Origin of the sequence: Micromonospora sp. CCTCC AA 2012012 (assembly GCF_040499845.1) — a bacterium.
Classification (GTDB): domain Bacteria; phylum Actinomycetota; class Actinomycetes; order Mycobacteriales; family Micromonosporaceae; genus Micromonospora; species Micromonospora mangrovi.
Window position 1 is genome coordinate 1,868,357 of the sequence record NZ_CP159342.1, and the last position, 20,402, is coordinate 1,888,758.

General features: G+C 74.1%; 23 protein-coding genes. 8 read left to right on the forward strand and 15 right to left on the reverse strand.

Annotated elements, in window-relative coordinates; translation table 11 throughout:
* Positions 1 to 227 precede the first annotated feature (227 nt).
* Together ABUL08_RS08570 and ABUL08_RS08575 are read right to left on the reverse strand one after the other, a co-directional pair.
* Positions 228 to 1,004 (reverse strand): maleylpyruvate isomerase family mycothiol-dependent enzyme, encoded by a 777-nt coding sequence (locus ABUL08_RS08570; RefSeq protein WP_350936219.1) that lies wholly within the window; start codon positions 1,002 to 1,004, stop codon positions 228 to 230.
* A 60-nt stretch (positions 1,005 to 1,064) separates the two neighbouring features.
* Complete coding sequence (locus ABUL08_RS08575) at positions 1,065 to 2,183, reverse strand: FAD-dependent oxidoreductase (RefSeq protein ID WP_350936221.1); 1,119 nt, start codon at positions 2,181 to 2,183, stop codon at positions 1,065 to 1,067.
* A gap of 54 nt (positions 2,184 to 2,237) precedes the next feature.
* On the opposite strand from ABUL08_RS08575, the gene ABUL08_RS08580 reads away from it, so the two are divergent.
* Both ABUL08_RS08580 and ABUL08_RS08585 read left to right on the forward strand, forming a co-directional pair.
* Positions 2,238 to 2,930: a TetR/AcrR family transcriptional regulator gene (locus ABUL08_RS08580; protein ID WP_350936222.1), complete on the forward strand. Its 693-nt coding sequence runs from the start codon at positions 2,238 to 2,240 to the stop codon at positions 2,928 to 2,930.
* Positions 2,931 to 3,006: 76 nt separating this feature from the next.
* Entirely contained in the window at positions 3,007 to 3,573 is a 567-nt protein-coding gene (locus ABUL08_RS08585) for a maleylpyruvate isomerase N-terminal domain-containing protein (protein WP_377522742.1), read from the forward strand.
* A gap of 119 nt (positions 3,574 to 3,692) precedes the next feature.
* Here ABUL08_RS08585 and rox read toward each other — a convergent pair whose 3' ends face one another.
* The 6 genes from rox to ABUL08_RS08615 all read right to left on the reverse strand — a co-directional run bounded on the left by rox (position 3,693) and on the right by ABUL08_RS08615 (position 9,260).
* Complete coding sequence (rox, locus tag ABUL08_RS08590; RefSeq protein ID WP_350936226.1) at positions 3,693 to 5,213, reverse strand: rifampin monooxygenase; 1,521 nt, start codon at positions 5,211 to 5,213, stop codon at positions 3,693 to 3,695.
* A gap of 237 nt (positions 5,214 to 5,450) precedes the next feature.
* Positions 5,451 to 5,990: a DUF1062 domain-containing protein gene (locus ABUL08_RS08595; RefSeq protein WP_350936228.1), complete on the reverse strand. Its 540-nt coding sequence runs from the start codon at positions 5,988 to 5,990 to the stop codon at positions 5,451 to 5,453.
* 310 nt (positions 5,991 to 6,300) lie between these two features.
* A complete protein-coding gene (locus tag ABUL08_RS08600; RefSeq protein WP_350936230.1) occupies positions 6,301 to 6,780 on the reverse strand; it encodes a DnaJ family domain-containing protein in 480 nt (159 codons plus the stop codon).
* Positions 6,781 to 6,896: 116 nt separating this feature from the next.
* A complete protein-coding gene (locus tag ABUL08_RS08605; RefSeq protein WP_350936232.1) occupies positions 6,897 to 7,466 on the reverse strand; it encodes a hypothetical protein in 570 nt (189 codons plus the stop codon).
* A gap of 43 nt (positions 7,467 to 7,509) precedes the next feature.
* Positions 7,510 to 8,037, reverse strand: a complete 528-nt coding sequence (locus ABUL08_RS08610; protein WP_350936234.1) for a hypothetical protein — start codon at positions 8,035 to 8,037, stop codon at positions 7,510 to 7,512.
* Positions 8,025 to 9,260, reverse strand: a complete 1,236-nt coding sequence (locus ABUL08_RS08615) for a hypothetical protein (RefSeq protein ID WP_350936236.1) — start codon at positions 9,258 to 9,260, stop codon at positions 8,025 to 8,027. Before ABUL08_RS08615 ends, ABUL08_RS08610 begins: the two co-directional genes overlap by 13 nt.
* Positions 9,261 to 9,563: 303 nt before the next feature.
* Between ABUL08_RS08615 and ABUL08_RS08620 the strand changes: the two genes are divergently transcribed.
* A complete protein-coding gene (locus ABUL08_RS08620) occupies positions 9,564 to 10,064 on the forward strand; it encodes a YkvA family protein (protein ID WP_350936238.1) in 501 nt (166 codons plus the stop codon).
* A gap of 7 nt (positions 10,065 to 10,071) precedes the next feature.
* Positions 10,072 to 10,788, forward strand: a complete 717-nt coding sequence (locus ABUL08_RS08625; protein ID WP_350936239.1) for a sulfite exporter TauE/SafE family protein — start codon at positions 10,072 to 10,074, stop codon at positions 10,786 to 10,788.
* Between the two features lie 7 nt (positions 10,789 to 10,795).
* Here the strand turns inward: ABUL08_RS08625 and ABUL08_RS08630 are convergent, their stop codons facing one another.
* Positions 10,796 to 11,344: a GNAT family N-acetyltransferase gene (locus ABUL08_RS08630; RefSeq protein WP_350936242.1), complete on the reverse strand. Its 549-nt coding sequence runs from the start codon at positions 11,342 to 11,344 to the stop codon at positions 10,796 to 10,798.
* Positions 11,345 to 11,398: 54 nt separating this feature from the next.
* Positions 11,399 to 11,908 (reverse strand): NUDIX hydrolase, encoded by a 510-nt coding sequence (locus ABUL08_RS08635; protein ID WP_350936244.1) that lies wholly within the window; start codon positions 11,906 to 11,908, stop codon positions 11,399 to 11,401.
* A 73-nt stretch (positions 11,909 to 11,981) separates the two neighbouring features.
* Between ABUL08_RS08635 and ABUL08_RS08640 the strand changes: the two genes are divergently transcribed.
* Positions 11,982 to 13,133, forward strand: coding sequence for a coiled-coil domain-containing protein (locus ABUL08_RS08640; protein ID WP_350936245.1), 1,152 nt, complete (start codon positions 11,982 to 11,984; stop codon positions 13,131 to 13,133).
* A gap of 56 nt (positions 13,134 to 13,189) precedes the next feature.
* The gene (locus tag ABUL08_RS08645) at positions 13,190 to 13,780 is read left to right on the forward strand and encodes a pyridoxamine 5'-phosphate oxidase family protein (protein WP_350936247.1); all 591 of its coding nucleotides are present in this window, start codon (positions 13,190 to 13,192) and stop codon (positions 13,778 to 13,780) included.
* Positions 13,781 to 13,786: 6 nt separating this feature from the next.
* Here the strand turns inward: ABUL08_RS08645 and ABUL08_RS08650 are convergent, their stop codons facing one another.
* Entirely contained in the window at positions 13,787 to 15,268 is a 1,482-nt protein-coding gene (locus tag ABUL08_RS08650; RefSeq protein ID WP_350936250.1) for a peptide MFS transporter, read from the reverse strand.
* Positions 15,269 to 15,536: 268 nt separating this feature from the next.
* Here ABUL08_RS08650 and ABUL08_RS08655 point away from each other — a divergent pair, with 268 nt between their 5' ends.
* On the forward strand, positions 15,537 to 15,878 hold the full coding sequence (locus tag ABUL08_RS08655; protein ID WP_046564157.1) for an RNA polymerase-binding protein RbpA: 342 nt from the start codon (positions 15,537 to 15,539) through the stop codon (positions 15,876 to 15,878).
* Positions 15,879 to 15,934: 56 nt separating this feature from the next.
* On the opposite strand, the gene ABUL08_RS08660 is transcribed toward ABUL08_RS08655, so the two are convergent.
* From ABUL08_RS08660 to ABUL08_RS08675, 4 genes are all read right to left on the reverse strand, one after another.
* Complete coding sequence (locus ABUL08_RS08660) at positions 15,935 to 16,453, reverse strand: FxsA family protein (protein ID WP_350936252.1); 519 nt, start codon at positions 16,451 to 16,453, stop codon at positions 15,935 to 15,937.
* A 55-nt stretch (positions 16,454 to 16,508) separates the two neighbouring features.
* Complete coding sequence (locus ABUL08_RS08665) at positions 16,509 to 17,291, reverse strand: polyprenol monophosphomannose synthase (protein ID WP_350936254.1); 783 nt, start codon at positions 17,289 to 17,291, stop codon at positions 16,509 to 16,511.
* A 30-nt stretch (positions 17,292 to 17,321) separates the two neighbouring features.
* Positions 17,322 to 18,923 carry an apolipoprotein N-acyltransferase gene (gene lnt, locus ABUL08_RS08670; protein WP_350936256.1) on the reverse strand — a complete coding sequence of 534 codons (1,602 nt, stop codon included), beginning with the start codon at positions 18,921 to 18,923 and terminating at the stop codon, positions 17,322 to 17,324.
* 116 nt (positions 18,924 to 19,039) lie between these two features.
* Positions 19,040 to 19,405 (reverse strand): PIN domain-containing protein, encoded by a 366-nt coding sequence (locus ABUL08_RS08675; RefSeq protein WP_350936257.1) that lies wholly within the window; start codon positions 19,403 to 19,405, stop codon positions 19,040 to 19,042.
* Positions 19,406 to 19,492: 87 nt separating this feature from the next.
* Here ABUL08_RS08675 and ABUL08_RS08680 point away from each other — a divergent pair, with 87 nt between their 5' ends.
* The gene (locus ABUL08_RS08680; RefSeq protein ID WP_350936259.1) at positions 19,493 to 20,179 is read left to right on the forward strand and encodes an alpha/beta fold hydrolase; all 687 of its coding nucleotides are present in this window, start codon (positions 19,493 to 19,495) and stop codon (positions 20,177 to 20,179) included.
* Positions 20,180 to 20,402: the final 223 nt, after the last annotated feature.

Sequence of the window (20,402 nt, forward strand, 5' to 3'; positions counted from 1 at the left end):
ATGTACCGCCGTTTCATACCCTTTGTCCGTAGAATTTGATGGATTGTCATTATCGGTAATCCGTTAATTGGCCGACGGCGAGGTGGAGACGGCGGCACGCGGGCGGCGCTGACGATCGCCGACGTCGAACGGATGAAGGTGGGCGCGCTGACTGACCTCGACCAGCGGACCCACCGCCGGGCGCTGAGATTGAGGTCGGCGCAGGGCGGTGGGTCCGTCGTCGCGGGCTACTCCTCCGGCTCCCAGGCGATCAGCTGGTCGAAGACGCGCCGGTCGCCCTCGACCTGCAGCGAGTCCATCGTGATGCGGCCGTAGCAGAACATGACCAGCTCGTTGGCCGTACCCCGGGCGGAGACCCACGCCGTCTCCGGGACCTCGCCGGCGACCGGCGTGGGGAGGCGGGCGGTCCGGGCGCCGTCGGCGGAGAACCAGAGGCGCCAGGAGCGGCCCTCGGTGGCGTGGTAGTCGACGACCGCGGGCTCGTGCGGCCACGGGGCCGTCGTCGCGACGCAGGTGGTCACGAACTCGTCGACACCGTCGAGGGCTACCTCGTCCGGCAGCGGCTGCGGGGCGCCCACGGCGACCTGGGCGTCGTACGTGTGCACGGCGACCTGCTGGAGCTGGTGCCGGGCGACGGCACCGGTGGTCTGCGGCGACTGCGACGAACCCCACCAGGTCCAGCACCCACGATCCGGGCCGGCGTCCCGCAGCGCGGCCAGCAGCTCCTCCGTCGACTCGGCGAACCAGGTCAGCAGGGCCTCGCGCTCCCGGGGCACCACCGGGGCGGGGATCGCGGGCGGAGTGTCGGCGGGCCCCGCGGCCACGATGGCGGCCCACCTGCGACGTCCCTCGCCCAGGTGCTGCACCAGGTCGAACAGTGTCCACTCGGGACAGGTCGGCACCCGCACGTCGAGGCTAGGTGCCGCGGCGACCGCCGCCCGGAAGGCGGTCGACCGTTCGTCCATCAGGCGCAGCAGGTCAGGGAACTCCAGGGTCTTCTCCACCGCGGCTTTCTACCACCGCCCCTGCGGCGATCGACAGCGGATTTGGTTCGTCCGGGTGGGTCAGGACGACTGGACCTGGTCGAACAGGGCGAGGGCCTCGGCGGGGTCCGGGCTGACCAGGCGCTCCAGACCCGCCGTCGTGATCGTCGCCCACCTGCCGGCCCGCGCCCACATCTGTTCCTCGAAGGCACGCACGACCTCGTCCAGGTCGCCGGAGCAGTCGGCGATGGACTCCGCGAGTTCGGCGCCCTCCAGCATCGCGAGGTTCGCGCCCGCGCCCAACGGGGGCATCAGGTGGGCGGCGTCGCCCAGGAGCGTCACCCCGGGGACGTGGGTCCAGCAGTGGGATACCGGCAGGACATGCAGGGGGCGGTGGACGAAGGTGGTGCCGCGCCGGAGGAGGTCGAGGACGGGAGCGGCCCAGCCGTCGAAGAGCGCTAGGAGGCTCGATCGCACCGCCTCGACGTCGGCCAGGTCCAGGTCGGCGTGCCAGTCCAGCGGCGCACGGAACTGGGCGTACACCTTGACGTGGCCGCCGCTGTTGCGTTGGGCGACGAGGGCCCGGTTCGCGCCGTACACCGCGAGCGCGCCGTCGCCGATCAACCGGGCCAGCTCGGGGTGGCGGGTGTCGACGTCGTCGAGGGAGGTCTCGACCGAGGTGACGCCGGTGTAGTGCGGCACCGCGGCGGAGACCGCCGGGCGGACCCGGGACCAGGCGCCGTCCGCGCCGACGACGAGGTCGAACGTCTCCTGTCGACCGTCCGCGAAGCGGACCAGGACGCCGTCCCGGGTCCCCGGCACCACCTGCGTCACGCCCCGCCCCCACTGCACGTCGAGCGGGCCGAGCAGCAGGTCACGGAGCTGCCCGCGGTCGATCTCGGGATTGGCGCGGTCGTCCGGGCCGGGCCGCCAGTCGCGCAGCACGGTCCCGTTCGGGTCCAGGATGCGCATGGCCTGCCCCTCGGGACGGGACAGCGCCCGGAACTGCGTCAGCAGCCCGGCCTTGTCCAGCGCGAGCTGGCCCATCCCCGCGTGCAGGTCCAGCGTGCCGCCCGGCGGACGGGCGTCCGGGGTGGCATCGCGTTCGAGGACGGCGACGGGAAGACCGTGGCGGTGCAGGACGTGGGCGAAGGTGAGGCCCCCGGGGCCACCCCCCACCACGGCGATACGGTGCCTCATGGCGATACACTGTATTGTCGCGTTACACCGCATCGCAATGGGCACGGAGTGACCATGACCGTCTGGGACCGGCCCGAGCCGCCGAGCCGCCCCGTGCCGCTCGACCGGGAGCGGATCGTCGCCGCCGCCATCGCGCTGGCCGACGAGGGCGGACTGGAGGCGGTGTCCCTGCGTAAGGTCGCCGCCCGGCTCAACGCCGGTCAGATGCGGTTGTACGGATACATCTCCACCAAGGACGGGCTGCTCGACCTCATGGTGGACGAGGTCCACGCCGAGATCCTGCCCGTCGAACAGCCCGGTGACTGGCGCGAGGCGCTGCGCGTCCTGGCCCACCGCACCCGGCAGGCCGCCCTGCGGCACGAATGGTTGGCCGACCTGCTCGGGGGACGCCCGTCCCTGGGCCCGAACGGCCTCGCCGTGACCGAGGCCCGGCTGGCCGCCCTCGACGGCCTCGCCGACACCGACACGGCGATCCGCGCCGTGGAAACCGTCAGCGCCTACGTCACCGGCGCGATCCGGCACGAGATCGCGAACCTGCGGGCCGAGCGCGCCACGGGCCTGTCCGAGCGCGACTGGCAGCGCGCCAACGGCCCCCACGTGACGGGCATGTTGGCCACCGGCCGCTTCCCGGCGCTGACCAAGGCCGTGCACGACGGCACCGACGTGGACGCCGAGACCTCCTTCGCGACCGGCCTGGAGTGGGTCCTCGACGCCGTGGCCGCCAGACTCACCGGACCGCCGGCGTGACCGCCCGTGCTGCCACGGCAGGTGAGCGGAGCTGCCCGCCGCGGCCGGGGCTGGCAAGGTCGGCGACATGACAGCGATGACTGGAACGGACGTCCGGGCGGCGGCCGGGGAATCGGTGCGGGTGCTCGGGCCACTGACCGACCGCGACTGGACAGCGCCCGCCGGGGACCTCGAATGGTCCTGCTGGACCACGGCCGCGCACCTCGCGCACGACCTCGTCGCCTACGCCGGCCAGGTGATCGGCCGCTCCGACGCCGACTATCTGCCCTTCGACCTGCGGGTACGCCGGGACACTCCGCCGCGGCGGGTGCTGACCGTCGTCACCGCCGCGGCGGGACTGCTCGGCGCGGCCGTCGACACCACCGATCTCGACGCCCGCGCCTGGCACTGGGGGCCGACCGATCCCGGTGGGTTCGCCGCGATGGGCGTCGCGGAGATCCTCCTGCACACGTACGACATCACCCGCGGCCTCGGCGTGGCCTGGCGGCCGCCGGCGGACCTCTGCGCGAGCGTGACGCGGCGGCTCTTCCCGGACGCTCCGGGCGGCGAGCCACCCGAGGTGCTGCTCTGGCTGACCGGCCGGGACGAGCTACCCGACCACCCGCGCCGCACCTCGTGGACCTGGCGGGCTGCGCTCTCCTGACCGGCGACGCACTCCAGCCCGCTCGGCGACGCGGTCGCAACCCCCGACCGCGCTGCCGAGCCCGTATCCGTGCTGCGGACTACCGACGAACCGGGCTACCGGCCGCCCCGCCGGTGACATCAGCCGGTGGGCCTGCCGAACCAGCGGGAGAGGTGGTCGTCCAGGTCCTGCTGATCGTCGCCGAGCCAGGCGACGTGGCCGTCGGGGCGCAGCAGCACGCCCGGCACGTCCCACGCCGCGGTGGGATCCGCGAGGTGGTCGACCCGGTCCGACCAGCCGCCGACGGTCAGGCGTCCGGTACGGTCCAGCAGCAGGCCCCGGCCGCGCCGCAGCCGGTCGTAGAGGCGGCCCTGCCTCAGCTCGATGTCGCGCAGGCGGCGGCCGAGCAGGTCGGGGCCGGCGCCGAAGTCGTAGCGGATGTCGATCGCGGTGATCTTCTCGATCAGGCGGCGGTTGACCTCGTCGAGGTCCATCAGCTCGGTGAGCAACCGACGTACGGCGCGCGGGCCCGGTCCGGGGGACAGCAGTTCCAGCTGGGCGCGGGTGTTGTCCAGCACGTCCTCGGCGACCGGACGGCGTTCCGCCTGATAGGTGTCGAGCAGGGTGTCCGGCGCCCAGCCGTGGACCTGCGCGGCCAGTTTCCAGCCGAGGTTGACGGCGTCCTGAACGCCGAGGTTGAGGCCCTGCCCGCCGGTGGGGGGATGGATGTGCGCGGCGTCACCGGCCAGCAGCACCCGCCCTACCCGGTACCGTTCGGCCAGCCGGGTGGCGTCCCCGAAGCGGGACAGCCAGCGCGGGGAGTGCACGCCGAAGTCGGTTCCCGCGACGGCACGCAACTGGTGTCGGAAGTCCTCGATGGTGGGTGGCGCCGTGCGATCGCTGACCGTTCCGACGGGGAGGACGACGCGGTAGACCCCGCCGCCGAAGGGCCCGAAGCTGAACCGCTTGTCGGTCTCGCGGATCTCGGCCACCTTCGCGGCGATCTCCTGCGGCGGCACTGCGGCTTCCAGCTCGCCCATCAGCGTCCCGCTCCGGGAGGGCTCGCCGGGGAAGCCGACGCCGAGCAGTCCGCGTACGGTGCTGCGCCCGCCGTCACAGCCGACCAGGTAGCGGGCGCGTAGCCGTTCGCCCTCGGCCAGCTCGACGGTCACCCCCTCGTCGTCCTGCGCGAGACCGGCCACCGCGACGCCGTGCCGCACCTGCGCGCCCAACTGGATCGCATGCTCCTCGAGCAGTTGGACGATCACCGGCTGCGGGATGCCCAGCAGGTAGGCGTACGGGGAGTCGAGGCCCTCGGGTGCGGGTGTGTCGATGCCGGCGAAGAAACCACCGGCCGGGCGCTTTCTGCCGCGTGGGAGGAGGCGCTCCAGCAGCCCGCGCATGGCCATCAGCTCGATACTGCGGATGTGCAGGCCGACGATGCGGACGAACGAGGCGGGTTCGGTCTCCTTCTCCAGCACGAGCACCCGTACGTCGTGCAGCCGCAGTTCGGCGGCGAGCATCGCGCCGGTCGGCCCGCAGCCGGCGATGATCACGTCGAAGTCGCGGGGTGGCCGATCGGCGCCGGAGGTGGGCGAGGGGAGGCCGGGCGCGGCCGGGTCGTGCGCCGACGGCTCGGCGGGAAACTGCGCAGAGTGCATGGTGCTGCCCTTCGGGAGTGCCCTGGTGTCGAGGCGCTCCCGGCGACAGCTATGTCGATCGCCCGGCCGTGACGGGACGGGTGAGCACCCACGTCGTTGCAGCGTCCACGGGTCTCACCTCCTCGGGCCGGTCACGGTCGAGTGCAAGCTACAAGTCCGCTCGTCACCCCGTCCAGCCGTTTCCGGGGGCCGGTCGGTAGCCGGGCGGCCCGTTCGGTCCGCCCGGCTACCGACCCCCTACTCCCCCGCCGTCACGATGAAGGTGAACCCGGCGCTCGTCGGACGGCGCAGCGGAACGTCGCACTTGACCCTCCGCAGCACCTCCTGCCTGCTGAGGCCGAGCCGGTGCGCGATGAGCCGCTCCGGGCGTACCGGCACCGGGTCTGCGAAGGTGACCTCCACCTGGACCGGCCATTCCTGGTCGAGGTACGCCTCCGGGGCGTCCAGCCGCCAGGCCCCCGTCCAGTCGAGCGTGAAGTGGCTGCGCCGGGCGAGCAACGGATCCAGCAGCGTGGACGCCACCAGCTCCGGGTCGTTGACGCGATAGCCGTGCAGCTCGGCCGGGTCGAAGGAGCTGACCGGCGTGCGCTCGTACACGGTGAGCTTGCTCGTCCGATCGCAGGACACGCAGCGGACCAGCAGCCACACGTCCAGCAGCTTGCGGTTGGCGTTGACGCGGAACCTGCCCTCGCCGGTGGTGGCCGAGGCCGACCGGCAGTCCACGCACCGCAACGACACCAGCGGCAGGCGGGTCCGGCGGACGACCCAGGGCAGCACGATATGAGGTGATGAAGACATGTGTGTCGGGACCTGATCTCTGAAGACCTGACGTGAGGCCGATCACGCGCGGCCTCGAACGCTGGAGGACCGGGCGCACGAGGGCAGCCCGGTGGAGCCGACGGGAGCGTCGGCTACCGGTGAGCGCGGAAGCTGTCAGGTTCAGAGAGCGGGCGGGGTCACGCGATGCTGTCCTCTGTCCTCATCAGTGGGGTCGAGAGGCAACCTAAGGGAGCGCGGAAGAAAGCCCCAAGCGGTTTTCGACCGACCGGGACTGCGGTGGCCCGCAGCGGCGACGCCGGGCCGGTGGTCAGCGGCGCCACCACCGCCAGGACCGGCGGCGTCGAGCCGGTGGCGCCGCCGGCGGCGGGACCGCCGCCGCAGCGGCGACGCGTTCCGCCGCCGCGCGCTCCCGGTCGGCCCGCCACCGGTGTACGACGTCCTCGACCTTGACCGGGCGGACCGCCACCCGGGGGCCGGTCGGGGTCCGCAGCCAGGCGACGATGTCGGCGTTGAGGTCGGCCGCGTACGACCGGACCGACTCCTCCGTGGGCAGGTCGCGCACCTCGTCGGGGAGCTGTTCGACGCGGCGCCGCAGTTGCAGCGGGGTGGGCAGCAGCAGGTCGCTGGGGAGCGCCTCCCGTTCCAGGAAGCTCTTGATCCACCACGACTCGTCGTAGGGCAGCCCGCGTCCGGGGATCGGCTTGCCCGCGCCGGGCAGGTTGTCGAACTCGCCGCGTTCCTGGGCCGAGCGGATCTGCGCCTCGACCGCCGCCTCCCAACTGGTCACCGCCGTCACCTCCGGCATCCACGGTATCCGCTGATCCGGCCCGGTTCGGGGTCCGCCGCGGGCACGACGGTCCCGGTGGCGCGGCCGGGCCCGGCCCAGCCGGCCGGGCCCGGCCGTCACCGCGGTCCCTGGTCCGGCCGCTTCGGCGGGTACGGGTAGGCCGGCACCTTGGCGTCGACGTCGTGCTCGGGGAGCCGCTCCGGCGCCTCGCAGCCGGTGAACCGGCACGGTGGCTCCGGCTGCTGCGGCGGGCAGCACGCGTCCATCCGGGCCGCCGCGGCGGTGGACCGTTCCCACTCCAGGGCGCTGCCCGGGTTGACCGTCGAGTAGAGGAAGACCAGTGCGTCGAGGTCGGTCCGCATCCGCTCCAGGGCGGGTGTCTGGCGTGCGGAGTCGTTGAGCAGCGCGCAGGTGTTCCGCGCGATGCTGTCCAGCAGGCAGATCATGGTGTCGGCCTGCGCGGAGAGGTGACTCAGCACCGTGTTGGTCTGGGCCTGCAGCGCGGCGAGCACCGCCTGTCCCTGCGCCAGCACGGTGAAGCCGGCGTCGAGGTGCGCCTCGGTGTCGAGCACCGCGTCGCGGACGGCCTTCGTGGCGTTGGTGCCGGCGAGCAGGTCGGTGTGGAGTTGGTCGAGTTTGCCGTTCGACGCGTTGATCGCGTTCAGGATGTCCTGTGCCGAAGCCATCGGAGCCTCCGTGGGTGCGGTGGGGTGGTTCGGGATGATTCGTTCAGGGCGTGTGCGGCGGACGGGGCTCGTCGGGTCGGGACGGCGTCACCCGCTGCACGTCGAAGTGGGCCTGCTCGCGCATGTGCCGCACGCGTGCCTTCGGGTCGAGGTCGAGCGGCGGCTGGAACGGCGTCGGGCTGCTCGCGATCCGGACCTGTGTGTGGTCGATCGCGCCGACCGCGACGCCCGGACGGGCGATGCTGGACAACCCGCCGCCCCGGTTGTACTGGTGGATCGAGGCCGGGACGACGGTGCTGAGTTCGCCCTCCTCACCGGGGGCGAGGACGACCTGGTGCGGGACGAACGGGTGCGCGGAGACCACCACGATCCCGGGCCCGGGATCGTCGTCGTGGGGCACCCCGAAGTCGACCGAGAGCACCCGGCTGCCCGGGTCGTACGACAACCCGCTGAGCTCACCCGAGACGTGGAGCTGCGCGGACGTGTCGTTGCGGATCACCACCCGCAGCCGGCGCGCCCCCGACGCGTCGGCGTCGTCGAGCCGGACCGCCACCACGCTCACCTTCGCCATGCCGAGCTCCCTCCGAGAAGTGTCCGTTCCACCAGGGCTACCCGGTGGCGTAGCGCGTCGGGCGTGGCCGTCAGGTCCGGGGCCTGCTCCAGCCACCACGCCACGATGCGCTCCCGCAGCGCGGCCGGAGCGGGCGCCCGCCCGGCCAGCCGCACCCCCCAGTAGGCCCGCAGCGGACGGATGATCGCCCACTGGGTGAGGGGCAGCCGGTCGTCGACGAGTCGACCACCCACCAGGCCGTCGCGCGGGCCACGGTCGAGGACGACGTCGACGACCTGCGCGGCGAGCCGTTCGCGCGGCGGACCGGCGCCGACCGTCGTGGCCAGCGCGTCGGCGAGGACGGCGTCGACCGCGGCGACATCGGGCCAGGCGCTCAACGCGTGCAGCAGCACCGCGTAGACGGACAGCAGCGGCTCCACGACCGCCTCCCGGTACGCGTCGCGCAGCGCCGGGTCGAGCCACAACCGCCGGGCGATCCCCGGACTGTACGAGTAGTACTCGCGGTACAGATCCTCGAAGAGCGCGTACCCCACCGGGAGGACCCGCACCGCGAGGTCGCGGACCAGCCGTAACGCGTCCACGGACCGCTGCGCGTCGGCACCCATCGCCGCCGTGACCACGAAGCAGTCGATCTGCCAGTCGCCCGAGCTGCTGCCGGGGCTGCCGCAGCCGCCGTTGTGGCTGGTGGTGAGCCGCAGGTCCTCGCCCTTGGCCGATCGGGCGACGTTCTCGTCGGTCTCGGCCGCCTGTTCCTCGGCCGCGCTCGTGGCCGCGACGGCGCTGTTGACGATGTGCCAGGCGTGCGAGAGTTCGTGATAGAGAATGATCGCCCGGGGAAAATCGACGTGGCTGCCGGACTGGCCGTCGACCCAGTATCCGGAACCGTTGCACATACCGACGTCGTACGCGACCCGGACAACGGTGTCACCGGTGGACGTCGTGTCGGTGAACGTTTCCCCGGCCACCGCCGTGATCGCATTTCCGTCGGGCAGGACGAAGGAACTCGGCACTCCGGAGACGACGATGTCGCCGGTCGAGTCGACCAGTGCCTTGATGCGTTGCGACACGGCGTCCGCGCCGGGCGAGGTGTAGGTCAGCCGCACGATGTCGGTGAAGCCCGTGACGTTGACCTCGCCGAGGTCACCCGAGCCGCCGGTCAGTGACGTGAAATCGGCGAAGACCTGATCGGAATTGCCGAAACCGACGTCGATGTACAGTGCCACACGCACCTCCTCTCCGAGGTTGGTCGAGTGGTGCCAGGCTATTTGCGCCGGTCCGCCATTTCGGTCGGCGAGCCGACATGAGGGAGGTCGGAATTCCGGCGCAGGGCCGCCGGAAACAGTCGACGGAATTATGTGATCGACCGCAGGAAATTTGCGCCTCGGCGTTCTTTCCGCCGCCGGGGGTCAATTCCGGCCGGCGGCACGGGACCCGCGCGCACGGCGGGCGGCGGGGTGTCGGCGTACATTCCAGGTGGGCCGCCGACCGGTCGGCCCTCGTACCGGTGGACGGGAAGGACCGGCGGCGTGCGCGACTGGCTGATCGGCCTGGGTGTGGCGGTGGCCTGCCTGCTCGCCAGCTGGGGGCTGCTGGTGCTGCTGGCGCGGCGGCTGCCCCCGGGCATCCTGCGGGACCTGGCCGCCTTCATTCCCGACTGCCTCACCGCCGTCCGGCGGCTGCGCCGCGACCCCCGGGTGCCGCGCCGGGCGAAGGTCGTCATCGTCTTCGCCGGGCTCTGGCTGGCCAGCCCGATCGATCTGATCCCGGAGTTCCTGCCGGTGATCGGGCCGCTGGACGACATCGTGGTGGTGGCCCTGGCGCTGCGCTACGCGGGCCGGCAGGTCCCCCGGGAGGTGCTGCTGGCCGCCTGGCCCGGTGAGCCGCGGCTGCTGCTGCGCCTGCTCGGCCCCGCCACCGACCGCGCCCCGGCGGTCGACGGCGACCCGGGCACCGGCCCCGCCCCGGCCACCGATGGTGGTCCGGCGGTCGGCGGGCCGGCCACCCGCGGCGGCGCGGTCGACCGCTGACCCGACGGTGGGCGCCCTGCTGGCCGCGTCGGCGGCGGCGTTCGTCCTGGCGGCGCTCTCGGCGGTGACCGGCTTCGGCGGTGGGGTGCTGCTGCTGCCGGTCTTCACCGCGCTGTTCGGGCTGCGGGTGGCGGTGCCGGTGCTGACCCTGGCCCAACTGTCCAGCAACGGTGCCCGGGTCTGGCTGAACCGGCGGGAGTTGCGTGGTGACCTGGCCGGCCGGTTCGCCCTCGGGGCGGTGCCGTTCGCCGTGGCCGGGGCGCTGCTGCTCGCGCACGCTCCCCTCGCCGCGCTGAAACGCCTGCTCGGGGTGTTCCTGCTCGCGGTGGTGGCCTGGCGGCACGGGGGCCGGCGCCCCCGTCGCCCGACGGGCCGGACCTTCGTCGCGGTCGGCGCGGCGTCCGGGATCGGTTCGGCGCTGCTCGGCTCCGTCGGCCCGCTGACCGCGCCGTTCTTCCTGGCGTACGGGCTGACCCGGGCCGCGTACGTGGGCACCGAGGCGGCCGGCGCGCTGACCCTGCACGTGGCGAAGACCGTCGGCTACGCCGCCGGCGGCCTGGTCACCCGGGACGTGGTGCTGCTCGGCGCGGCGTTGACCCCGGCCACCCTCGCCGGGGCGTGGGTGGGCCGGCGGATCGTCGGCCGGCTCAGCGACCGGCTCTTCGTGCTGCTGGTCGAGGCGGGGCTGATCGCGGCGGCGGTGCTGTTCCTGGCCGGGTGGTGACCGGGGTTTAGCGGTGCCGGCGCACGTGCCGGTGCCCGTCGCGGGGGAACGGCGGTCGGGCGGGCAGCACCTCCTGGAAGGCGTACCCGCTCTTCTCGGCGACCCGGCAGGACGCCGGGTTGTCCACCTGGTGCAGCAGTTCCAGCCGGGTCAGGCCGGCGGCGGCGAACCGGGCGAAGGCCCACTCGGTGACCGCCACCGTGGCACGGGACGCCACCCCACGCCCCCGCGCCGACGCGGCCGTCCAGTAGCCCAGCTCGGCGTGCCCCCGGCCCGGCAGGAACTCCTTCAGCAGCACCTGGGCGACCAGCCGCTCCCCGTCGGGCCCGGGTTCGAGGACCGCGAAGCTGAACCGGCGGCCGGCCGCCCAGCCCTGCCGGCTGCGGCGCAGGAACGCCGCCGCGTCGGCGGTGGTGTCCACCGGGCGCCGGGTGAAGCGGCGCAGCACCGGATCCCGGTACGCCGCGAGCAGCTCCTCGACGTCCTCGTCCCGCCAGGGGCGCAGCAGCAGCCCGGGCGCGGTGGAGGTGGGGGCGGCCGTCAGCACGATCGACATCCTGTCAGTGTCGCCCGTCCCGGCTGTGGTGGCGATCCCCTGTGTGGTGCGGGTTCAGAGGGCGTCGGGCTGGCCCAGCGCCGGGTGCCGTTCGCCGGGCCGGGCGTACCAGGTGGGGGCGTCCGCGTCGGCGGTGGTGTCGATCCGCAGCCGCGCCCAGTCGTCCAGGGCGGGCAGGTCGTCCGGGGCGAACCAGCCGACCTCGAGGGACTCGTCACCGTCCGCGGTGGGGGTGCCGCCGACGGCGCGGCAGCGGAACCACACGTTGAGGTATTCGCAGACGTCACCGTTGGGATAGACGACCGGATGGGTGGCGACCCCGCCGACCCGCTCGATCGTCGCCTGCACGCCGGTCTCCTCGTGGATCTCCCGCAGCAGCGCGTCCGCGGGCTGTTCGCCGGGGTCGACCACGCCGGCGGGCAGCGACCAGCGGCCGTTGTCGCTGCGCCGGACCAGCAGCAGCCGTCCGGCGTCGTCGCGCACGATGCCGCTCACGCCGGGCAGCAGGAGCAGCTCGGGTCCGATCCGGGCGCGCATCCGGGCGATGTACGGGGACAGGGCCATCCCGGCACCCTACCGGCCGGCCCGCCGGTGTCGCCGTACCCGGCCGGCGCCCCGCCACTAGACTTCGCCCTCGATGGACGCCGAGCCCACCCCCGCCACCGACACCCGCCCCTGCGCCCACTGTGGTCGGGAGGTGCCGCAACGCGTCGGCGCGGGCCGGCCGTTCCGCTACTGCCGGGACAACGACGGCGCCTGCCAGCGGGCGTCCCGCAACTCGCGGATGCGGCACCGTAACGCTCCCGGCCTGCCCGGTCAGGTCGCCCGCACCTGGGAGGCGGTGGACCGGCTCGACCAGATCGTGGACACCCTCAGCGAGGCGCTGCACGCCGAGCTCTCCCCCGCCGGGGTGGAGCGGCAGCTGGCGCAGCTGCGCGCCGAGGCGGCCGCGCAGGTGGCCGCCGCGCACACCGAACGCGACGACGCGCGCCGCGACGCCGAGGACGCGGCGGCGACCGTGGCGCGGGCCCGGCAGGAGACCCGCGCCGCCACCGCCGACCGGGACACCGCCCACGAGCGGGCGACACGCGCCGACGCGCAGGCCACCGCCGCCGCGCAGCGCGCGGAGCAGGCCGAGGCGGCCCGGGACGAGGCCCGTCGGGAGGCCAGCGCCGCGCAGGCGCTGCGGGTGCAGGCCGAACGGGACCGCGACGGCGCGCGGCACGAGGTGCGTACCCTCCGGGCGGAACTGGACGCCGACCGTCGCCGGGCGGCGGACCTGACCGCCGAACGGGACGCCGCCCGGACCGACGCGGAGCGGGCGCTGCGCTCGGCCGGCGAGGCCGTGCAGCGCGCCGAGCAGTCCCGCGACCAGGCCCGCCAGGCCCGCGCCGACGCCGACCGGGCCCGCGCGGAGGCCGAGCAGGCCCGCGCCGACGCCGACCGGGCGCGGGCGGAGGCCGCCGACGCGGACCGGGCGCGCCGTGACGCCGAGACGGCCCGGGACCGCGCGGAGACCACCGCCCGGGAGGCCGCCGAGGAGACCGGGCGTCGGCTCGTCGCGCTGACCGGCGAGCGGGACAGCCTGGCCGCCGACCTGACGGCCGCGCGGGACGCCGCCGCGTCCGCCGAGGCCCGGCTCGCCGAGCTGACGGTACGGCTGCACGCCGCCGAAGCCGACCGGGAGGTCGCCCAGCGCCGCTCGGCGCAGCTCGCCGACCAGGTCAGCGACCTGGCCAGCGCCCTGGCCCGGCTCGGCTCGGCCGGCGCCACCCGCCCACCGGCCTGAGCCGAAGGGTGGGAACGGGGCAGCGCCGCGTGCCCCGCGACGGCCATCATGCGGGTGTGGGAAAGACATACGAACGCCTCGACGGCCGGCTGCGCACCTTCATCGAGGAGCAGCCGCTCTTCTTCACCGCGACCGCGCCGCTGGCCGGCGACGGCACGATCAACCTGTCCCCGAAGGGGCTGCGCGGCTCCTTCGCGGTGGTCGACGACCTGACCGTCGCCTACCTGGACTTCGCCGGCAGCAACGCCGAGACGATCGCCCACCTGCGGGAGAACGGCCGGATCACGCTGATGTGGTGCGCCTTCACCGGCCCGCCGAACATCGTCCGGGTGCACGGGCGGGGCGAGCCGGTGTTCCGCGACGACCCCCGCTGGACGGACCTGGTCCGGCTCTTCCCGGACATCGACGCCTCCGCGCACGGCCTGCGGGCGATCATCGTGGTGCGCGCCGAGCTGATCCGGGACACCTGCGGCTACGCGGTGCCGCTGATGACCTACGACGCCGACCGGGACCTGCACGGGCGCCGCTTCGCCCGGGAGGACGACGCGTCGCTGAGCGCCTACTTCGCGGGCAAGGACCACGTGGCCAGCAGCATCGACGGCCTGCCGGGTCTGCCGTTGCCGCTGCCACCGACCCCGGCGGCCTGAACGCACTCAGTGGATGCCGGCCATCAGCCGCCGGATGTGTCGGGCGAACATCACCGCGCCCAGCCCCAGCAGCACCGACGCGAGACCGAAGGTGAGGAAGTACGTCGGCTCGGGCCAGGTCTCGGCGAGGCGGGCCACCTGCCCACCGATCGCGTCACCGACGGCGGTGGCGAGGAACCACAGGCCCATCATCTGGCTGGCGTACTTGACCGGGGCGAGCTTGGTGGTGGCGGAGAGCCCGACCGGGCTGAGCGACAGCTCACCGGCGACCTGGATGGCGTACACGGCGACCAGCCACCACGGGGAGACCAGGTCGCCGCCGACGGCGGCCTTCGCGGCGGCGGCCATCAGCACGAACGACAGGCCGTTGAGGACCAGCCCGACGGCGAACTTCATCGGTGTGGACACCCGGTGGCCCAGCTTCAGCCACAGCAGCGCGGCCAGCGGCGCGCCGATGATCACCAGGATCGGGTTGACCGACTGGAGCCACGACGCCGGGAAGGTGAAGCCGAACACGTCCCGGTCGGTCCGGTCGGCGGCGAAGATGTTCAGCACCGACCCGGCCTGGTCGTAGATCAGCCAGAACGCCGCCGCGAAGACGAACAGCCACAGGTACGCCTTCATCCGGGAACGTTCGGTGTCGCTGATCTCCCGGTCGGTGAGGATCCGGGCGAAGTATCCGATGGTCACCAGGACGGTGACCGCGGTGAGCAGGTTGACCACGGTGTTGACGGTGAACAGCCCGGCCAGGGCGAGCCCGGCCAGCACCAGCACCGCCACGGCGACGGTGACGCCGATGCGGGTCAGCGCCCGGCGCCGGTCCGCGCCGAGCAGCGGGTCGGCCGGCAGCGCTCCGGCGTCGCCGAGGTTGCGCCGGCCCAGGACGTACTGGAGCACGCCGAAGGTCATGCCGATCGCGGCGGCCCCGAACCCCAGATGCCAGTTGATCTTCTCGCCGAGGAAGCCGGTGACCAGCGGGGCGATGAACGCCCCCAGGTTGATGCCCATGTAGAACAGCGAGAACCCGGCGTCGCGGCGCGGGGAGTCCCGGTCGTAGAGGGCGCCGACCATGGTGGAGATGTTGGGTTTGAGCAGGCCGGTGCCGAGCACGATCAGGGCCATGCCGGCGAAGACGCTCCACCGGGCGGGCACCGCCATCACGTAGTGGCCGGCGGCGATGACCACCCCACCCCACAGCACGCTGCGCCGGGCCCCGATCAGCCGGTCGGCGATCCACCCGCCGGGCAGCGCCATCAGATAGACCATCGCGTTGTACGTGCCGTAGACGGCGTTGGCGGTGGACTCGCGGATGGCGAGGCCGTCGTCGGCGACCGACGCGGTGAGGTACAGCACCAGGATCGCCCGCATGCCGTAGAAGCTGAACCGTTCCCACATCTCGGTGAGGAACAGGGTCGACAGGGCGCGCGGGTGACCGAAGAAGGTCTTCCCGCCGGGCGGTCGGGCGTCGACCGGCGCGTCACTGGTCATCGTCACCTCCGGCACACGTGCGGCGGCTACCATCCCCCGGGGTCGGCCGCCGACGGCGGCCGGCGTCGGGGGCTAACATCCCCGATAACAGGCGAAACACTCCACCGTTTCGACCCGGCCGGGGACGACCTCGCCGGGTGGCTGCGCTGGGCGGCTACCCTTGTCAGGATCCGCCCGTGCGCCGGCCCGCCGGCGTGGGCGGGAATGGCCCGGCGGGGACGGACCGTTACACGAGTAGACCAGCACCACGGACGAGGGGAAGTCGATCATGGGCGAGCGTATGCTGCGCGGAAGCCGCCTGGGCGCGGTGAGCTACGAATCCGACCGCAACACCGAGCTCGCACCGCGGCAGACCCGCGAGTACCTGTGCGCCAAGGGCCACCAGTTCGAGGTGCCGTTCGCCGTCGACGCCGAGGTCCCCACGACCTGGGAGTGCAAGTTCGACGGCAGCGTCGCCCGGCTGGTCGACGGCAGTGAGCCGGAGCAGAAGAAGGCCAAGCCGCCGCGTACCCACTGGGACATGCTGCTGGAGCGGCGCTCCATCGCCGAGCTGGAGGACATCCTGGCCGAGCGGCTGCAGGAGGTCCGCACCCGGCGCGGTCGCGCCTGATCAGCGAACACGACAGCGCCCCCGGGATCCCGTCCCGGGGGCGCCGTCGTGTGGTCTCAGGGGCGGCCGGGCTCGACGATCTCGCCCTCGATGGCGCGGCCCGGGTCGGTGACCGGCGTGGCCGTCGGGGCGGTCGTGGGCTGCGGGTCACCGCGCCGCACCCGCACCCGGCGGGGCCCGAACAGGTCACCGGCGGTCATCGACGACACCCGCCGCTCCGCGGCACGCTGCACCCCGGAGCGGGCCAGCCGGCGCACCGGCGGCACCAGCAGCAACAACCCCACCAGCCCGCTGACCAGGCCCGGCAACGCCAGCAGCAGGGCACCCACCAGGCCCACCAGACCGTCGGTCACCTGCCGTCCCGGCGGTTGCCGGGACTCCAGCGCGGCCCGGAAACCCCGCCACGCGCGCATCCCCTCGCGGCGCAGCAGCACCAACCCCAGCAGCGACGCCGCGAACATCAACAGCACCGCCGCGCCGTAACCGATCCCCCGCCCCACCAGGACGAACACCGCCAGCTCCAGCACCGCGAGCAGCAGCAGGGCCGGCGGCACGAACCTCAGTACTCGGCGCATCTCACCTCATCTGCCGTGGGAGTCAACCCGCTCCTCCAGCATGACACGTCCGCGCTCAGGGCCACCGGCCCGACCGTCGGGGCCGCCGCACCGCCGCCCGCCGGTCCTGCACCGCCCACGTGGTGATCCGCCACAGCGCCTCCGCCACGATCAGCGGGCTCATCTTGCTGTCGCCGTGTTCCCGCTCGGCGAACGTGATCGGCACCTCCACGATCCGCACCCCGGCCCGGTGCGCCAGCCGGGACAGCTCCACCTGGAACGAGTAGCCCTGCGACCGGACCGACGCCAGGTCGATCGCGTCCAGCACCGTCGACCGGTACACCCGGTAGCCGCCGGTGGCGTCGGAGACGGGCATGCCCAGCGCCAGCCGCGCGTACAGGTTGCCGCCGCGCGACAGCAGCAGCCGCCGCAGCGGCCAGTTCACCACCCGCGCGCCCCGCGTCCACCGCGACCCGATCACCACGTCGGCGTCGCGGGCGGCGGCCAGCAGCGCCGGCAGGTCCTCCGGGGCGTGCGACCCGTCGGCGTCCATCTCTACCACCGCGTCGTAGCCGCGCTGCCGCGCCCACGCGAACCCCGCCAGGTACGCCGCGCCGAGGCCCTCCTTGCCGGGCCGGTGCAGCACGTGCACCCGCTCGTCGGTGCGGGCGAGGGCGTCGGCGACCGCGCCGGTGCCGTCGGGGCTGTTGTCGTCGGCGATCAGGACGTCCACCGCCGGCGCGGCGGCCCGCACCCGCGCCACGATCCCGCTGACGTTGTCGGCCTCGTTGTAGGTCGGCACGACCACGACGACGCGTCCCACCCCGCCGACGGTCGTCCTGTCGGCTGCCTGGCTCACCACTGTCCCGCCTTCCGCCGGCGTCGCTGCTCAGCCGGGGGTGACCTCCCGGCGGCGACGCAGCACCGCCGCGCCGGCCAGGGCCGCGACGGCGAGCGCCGCCAGGGCCACCTCGGGCCACACCCCGGCCCGGGTGGCGGGGGTATGCCCGTCCCCGAGCCGCATCTGCCGGACCACCACCTCGGCGGTGTTGAATCCGGTGGCCCCGGATACCCGCCCGTCGGGGGTAACGAACCCGGACACCCCGACCGTGGAGGCCATCAGCGCCGCCCGGCCGTGCTCCACGGCCCGCAGCCGCACCATGGCCAACTGCTGCCGGGCCTCGGCGACGTCGAAGGTGGCGTTGTTGGTCTGCACCACCAGCAGCTGCGCCCCGCCGGTGACGGTGTCGCGGACCAGGCCGTCGTAGGCGACCTCGAAGCAGATGACGTCGCCGACGGTGGCCGGCCCGGTGTCCAGCACGCCCGGGGTGGTGCCGGGCACGAAGTCGGAGCGGACCCGGTCCACCTCGGCGCTGACCTTGCGGGCGATGTCCCGCAGCGGCACGTACTCGGCGAACGGGACGGGATGCCGTTTGGTGTACAACTGCCCCAGGTCGGGGCCGCTGCCGGGCCGCCACAGCAGGCCGGCGTTGCGGACCTGTCCCTGGCCGGGGCCGAGCAGCACCGCGCCGACCAGGATCGGCGCGCCGATCACGTCGGCGGCCTGGGAGATCCGGTAGCCGGCGCCCGGGTTGCGCAGCGGGTCGATGTCGCTGGAGTTCTCCGGCCACACCACCAGGTCGGGGCGGCGCTGCGCGCCGGCGGTGACCTGCGCGGCGAGGCGGAGGGTGGCGTCGACGTGGTTGTTGAGCACGGCCTGCCGCTGGGCGTTGAAGTCCAGCCCGAGGCGGGGCACGTTGCCCTGCACGATCGCGACGGTGACGGTGTCGCCGCCGCCGCGGACCCCGGCCGGCACGGCCAGGCCGACGGCGAGGACGGCGACGAGCGCGGCGACCGCCCCCGCCACGGGCCGCCACGCCCGCGTCGGCCGCCAGCGCCGCCAGCCGAGGGTGACCAGCAGCCCGCCGGTCAGCGCCACCGCGAAGGTGACCAGCGGCGCGCCGCCGAGCGCGGCGAGCCGCAGCAGCGGCGAGGTGTCCTGGCTGAACGCCAGCCGACCCCACGGGAACCCGCCGAACGGGGTGCGGTCACGCAGCGCCTCCTGCCCGACCCACAGCACCCCGGTCACCGCCGGCCACGCCGCCCGGTGCCGGTCGACCAGCGGCGACACCCAGGCGGTGGCCGCGCCGAGCAGCGCCAGGTAGCCGGCCTGCAGCAGCGACAGCAGCACCCACGGCAGGTAGCCGGTGTGCAGGTTGGTCCACTCCAGCAGCGGCGCGAAGAGCGTCACGCCGGCCAGGAAGCCCAGCCCGGCGCCGGCGCGCAGCCGCCGCCGGTGGACGGCCGCGGCCAGCAGCGCCACGCCGACCGGCGCGAGCGGCCACACCCCGTACGGGGGGAACGCCGCCAGCAGCGCCAGCCCGGCCACCACGGCCAGCGGCACGGCCACCGTCAACGGCAGGGGACGGGGCGTGCCCGCGTCGCGGGCCCCGTCGGTGGCCTGCGTCTCTTCCCGGTCGAGCGTCGTCACCGGCACCTCACCACGATCACGCGCCGAAGGCTACCCGTTCCGGCCCGCCCGGCGTCGCTGTGGTGGCCGGCCCGGGCCCTTCGCGTCCGATGTTCCGGCCCTGCCCGTGACGCTCCCTAGTCGGGCAGGTGGATCACCGGCAGGTCCCCGTCGCCGTAGCGCGGTTCCCCGGTCAGGATCGGGGCGTCGTGCTCCAGGCAGGCCAGCACCGTGGTCGCCAGGTCCACCCGGCCGGTGAAGCCCCGCCAGTACGCCAGTTCCTGCCAGGACGCGGCGGCCGTCGGCAGCACGGCGCACGCGTCCAGACCGAGGAGTCGGCCCAGCGCCGCCCGGTCCTTGGGGTCGTCCACGACGGCGAGGGTCTCCGCGGCGGTCACGGCGGTCACCCCGAACCGGACCCTGTCGGCGATCACCTCGTGCAGCGGCTCACCCACGTGCACCGATCCCGCCAGGTACGCCAGCAGCGCGGAGCGGTCCAGCACCAGCCGGACCGGCGGCGCGTCGGGCGTCGTCGTGGTCCCGCCGCCCGACCGGCCGGATTGTCGTACCCGGTGGGCAGGGTGGTGGGCATGGCAACGACCTACGTGCTGATCCCGGGAGCCGGCGGCGACGCCGCGTTCTGGCAGCCCCTGGTGGCCGAGCTGTGCCGACGCGGCCACGACGCGGTGCCGGTGCAGCTGCCGGCCGCCGACGAGGAATCCGCCCTGCCGGAATACGCCGCCGTCGTCCGCGCCGCCGTCGACGGCCACGACGACGTGGTGCTGGTCGCCCAGTCGCTCGGGGCGTTCACCGCGCCGCTGGTGGCCGACCATCCGGCGGTGCGGCTGCTGGTGCTGCTCAACCCGATGATCCCCGCCCCCGGCGAGACCCCCGGCGAGTGGGGGGACGCCACCGGCCACGGCCCGGCCCGCGCCGCGTACGCCGCCGCGCAGGGCCGCGACCCCGACGCCCCGGTGGACCTGGCGGTGGACTTCCTGCACGACGTGCCCGACGAGGTGGCCGCGCCGTTGCTGGCCGGTGACCGGGCGTCGGAGTCCGAGTCGGTGTTCACCCGACCGAACCCGCTGCGCCGGTGGCCGGACGTGCCGACCCGGGTGGTCTCCGGCCGCGACGACCGGCTCTTCCCGCTGGAGTTCCAGCGCCGTCTGGCCCGCGAACGGTTGGGCGTCGAGCCCGCCGTGCTGCCCGGCGGGCACCTGCTCGCCATGAGCCAGCCGCGACTGCTGGCCGACCTGCTGGAATCCTGGCGCCCCTGACCTGGTGCGGAACGAAATCGGGGCGCGGCGTGAGCCGCGCCCCGATGCTCCCAGGCCCTTCCCGGCCGGTGGGGCGAGAGTGAACGGCGCCGACCTTCGGACCGACCCGACGTGGACTGGCTGCCCCCGCCTGGCCGTTGTCTACTGGCCGTGCCTTTCACCCTGCCCGTACACCGGTAACCGCGGCCGGTTCGCGCCGCCCCGCCGACCCCCGCCCGCTGGA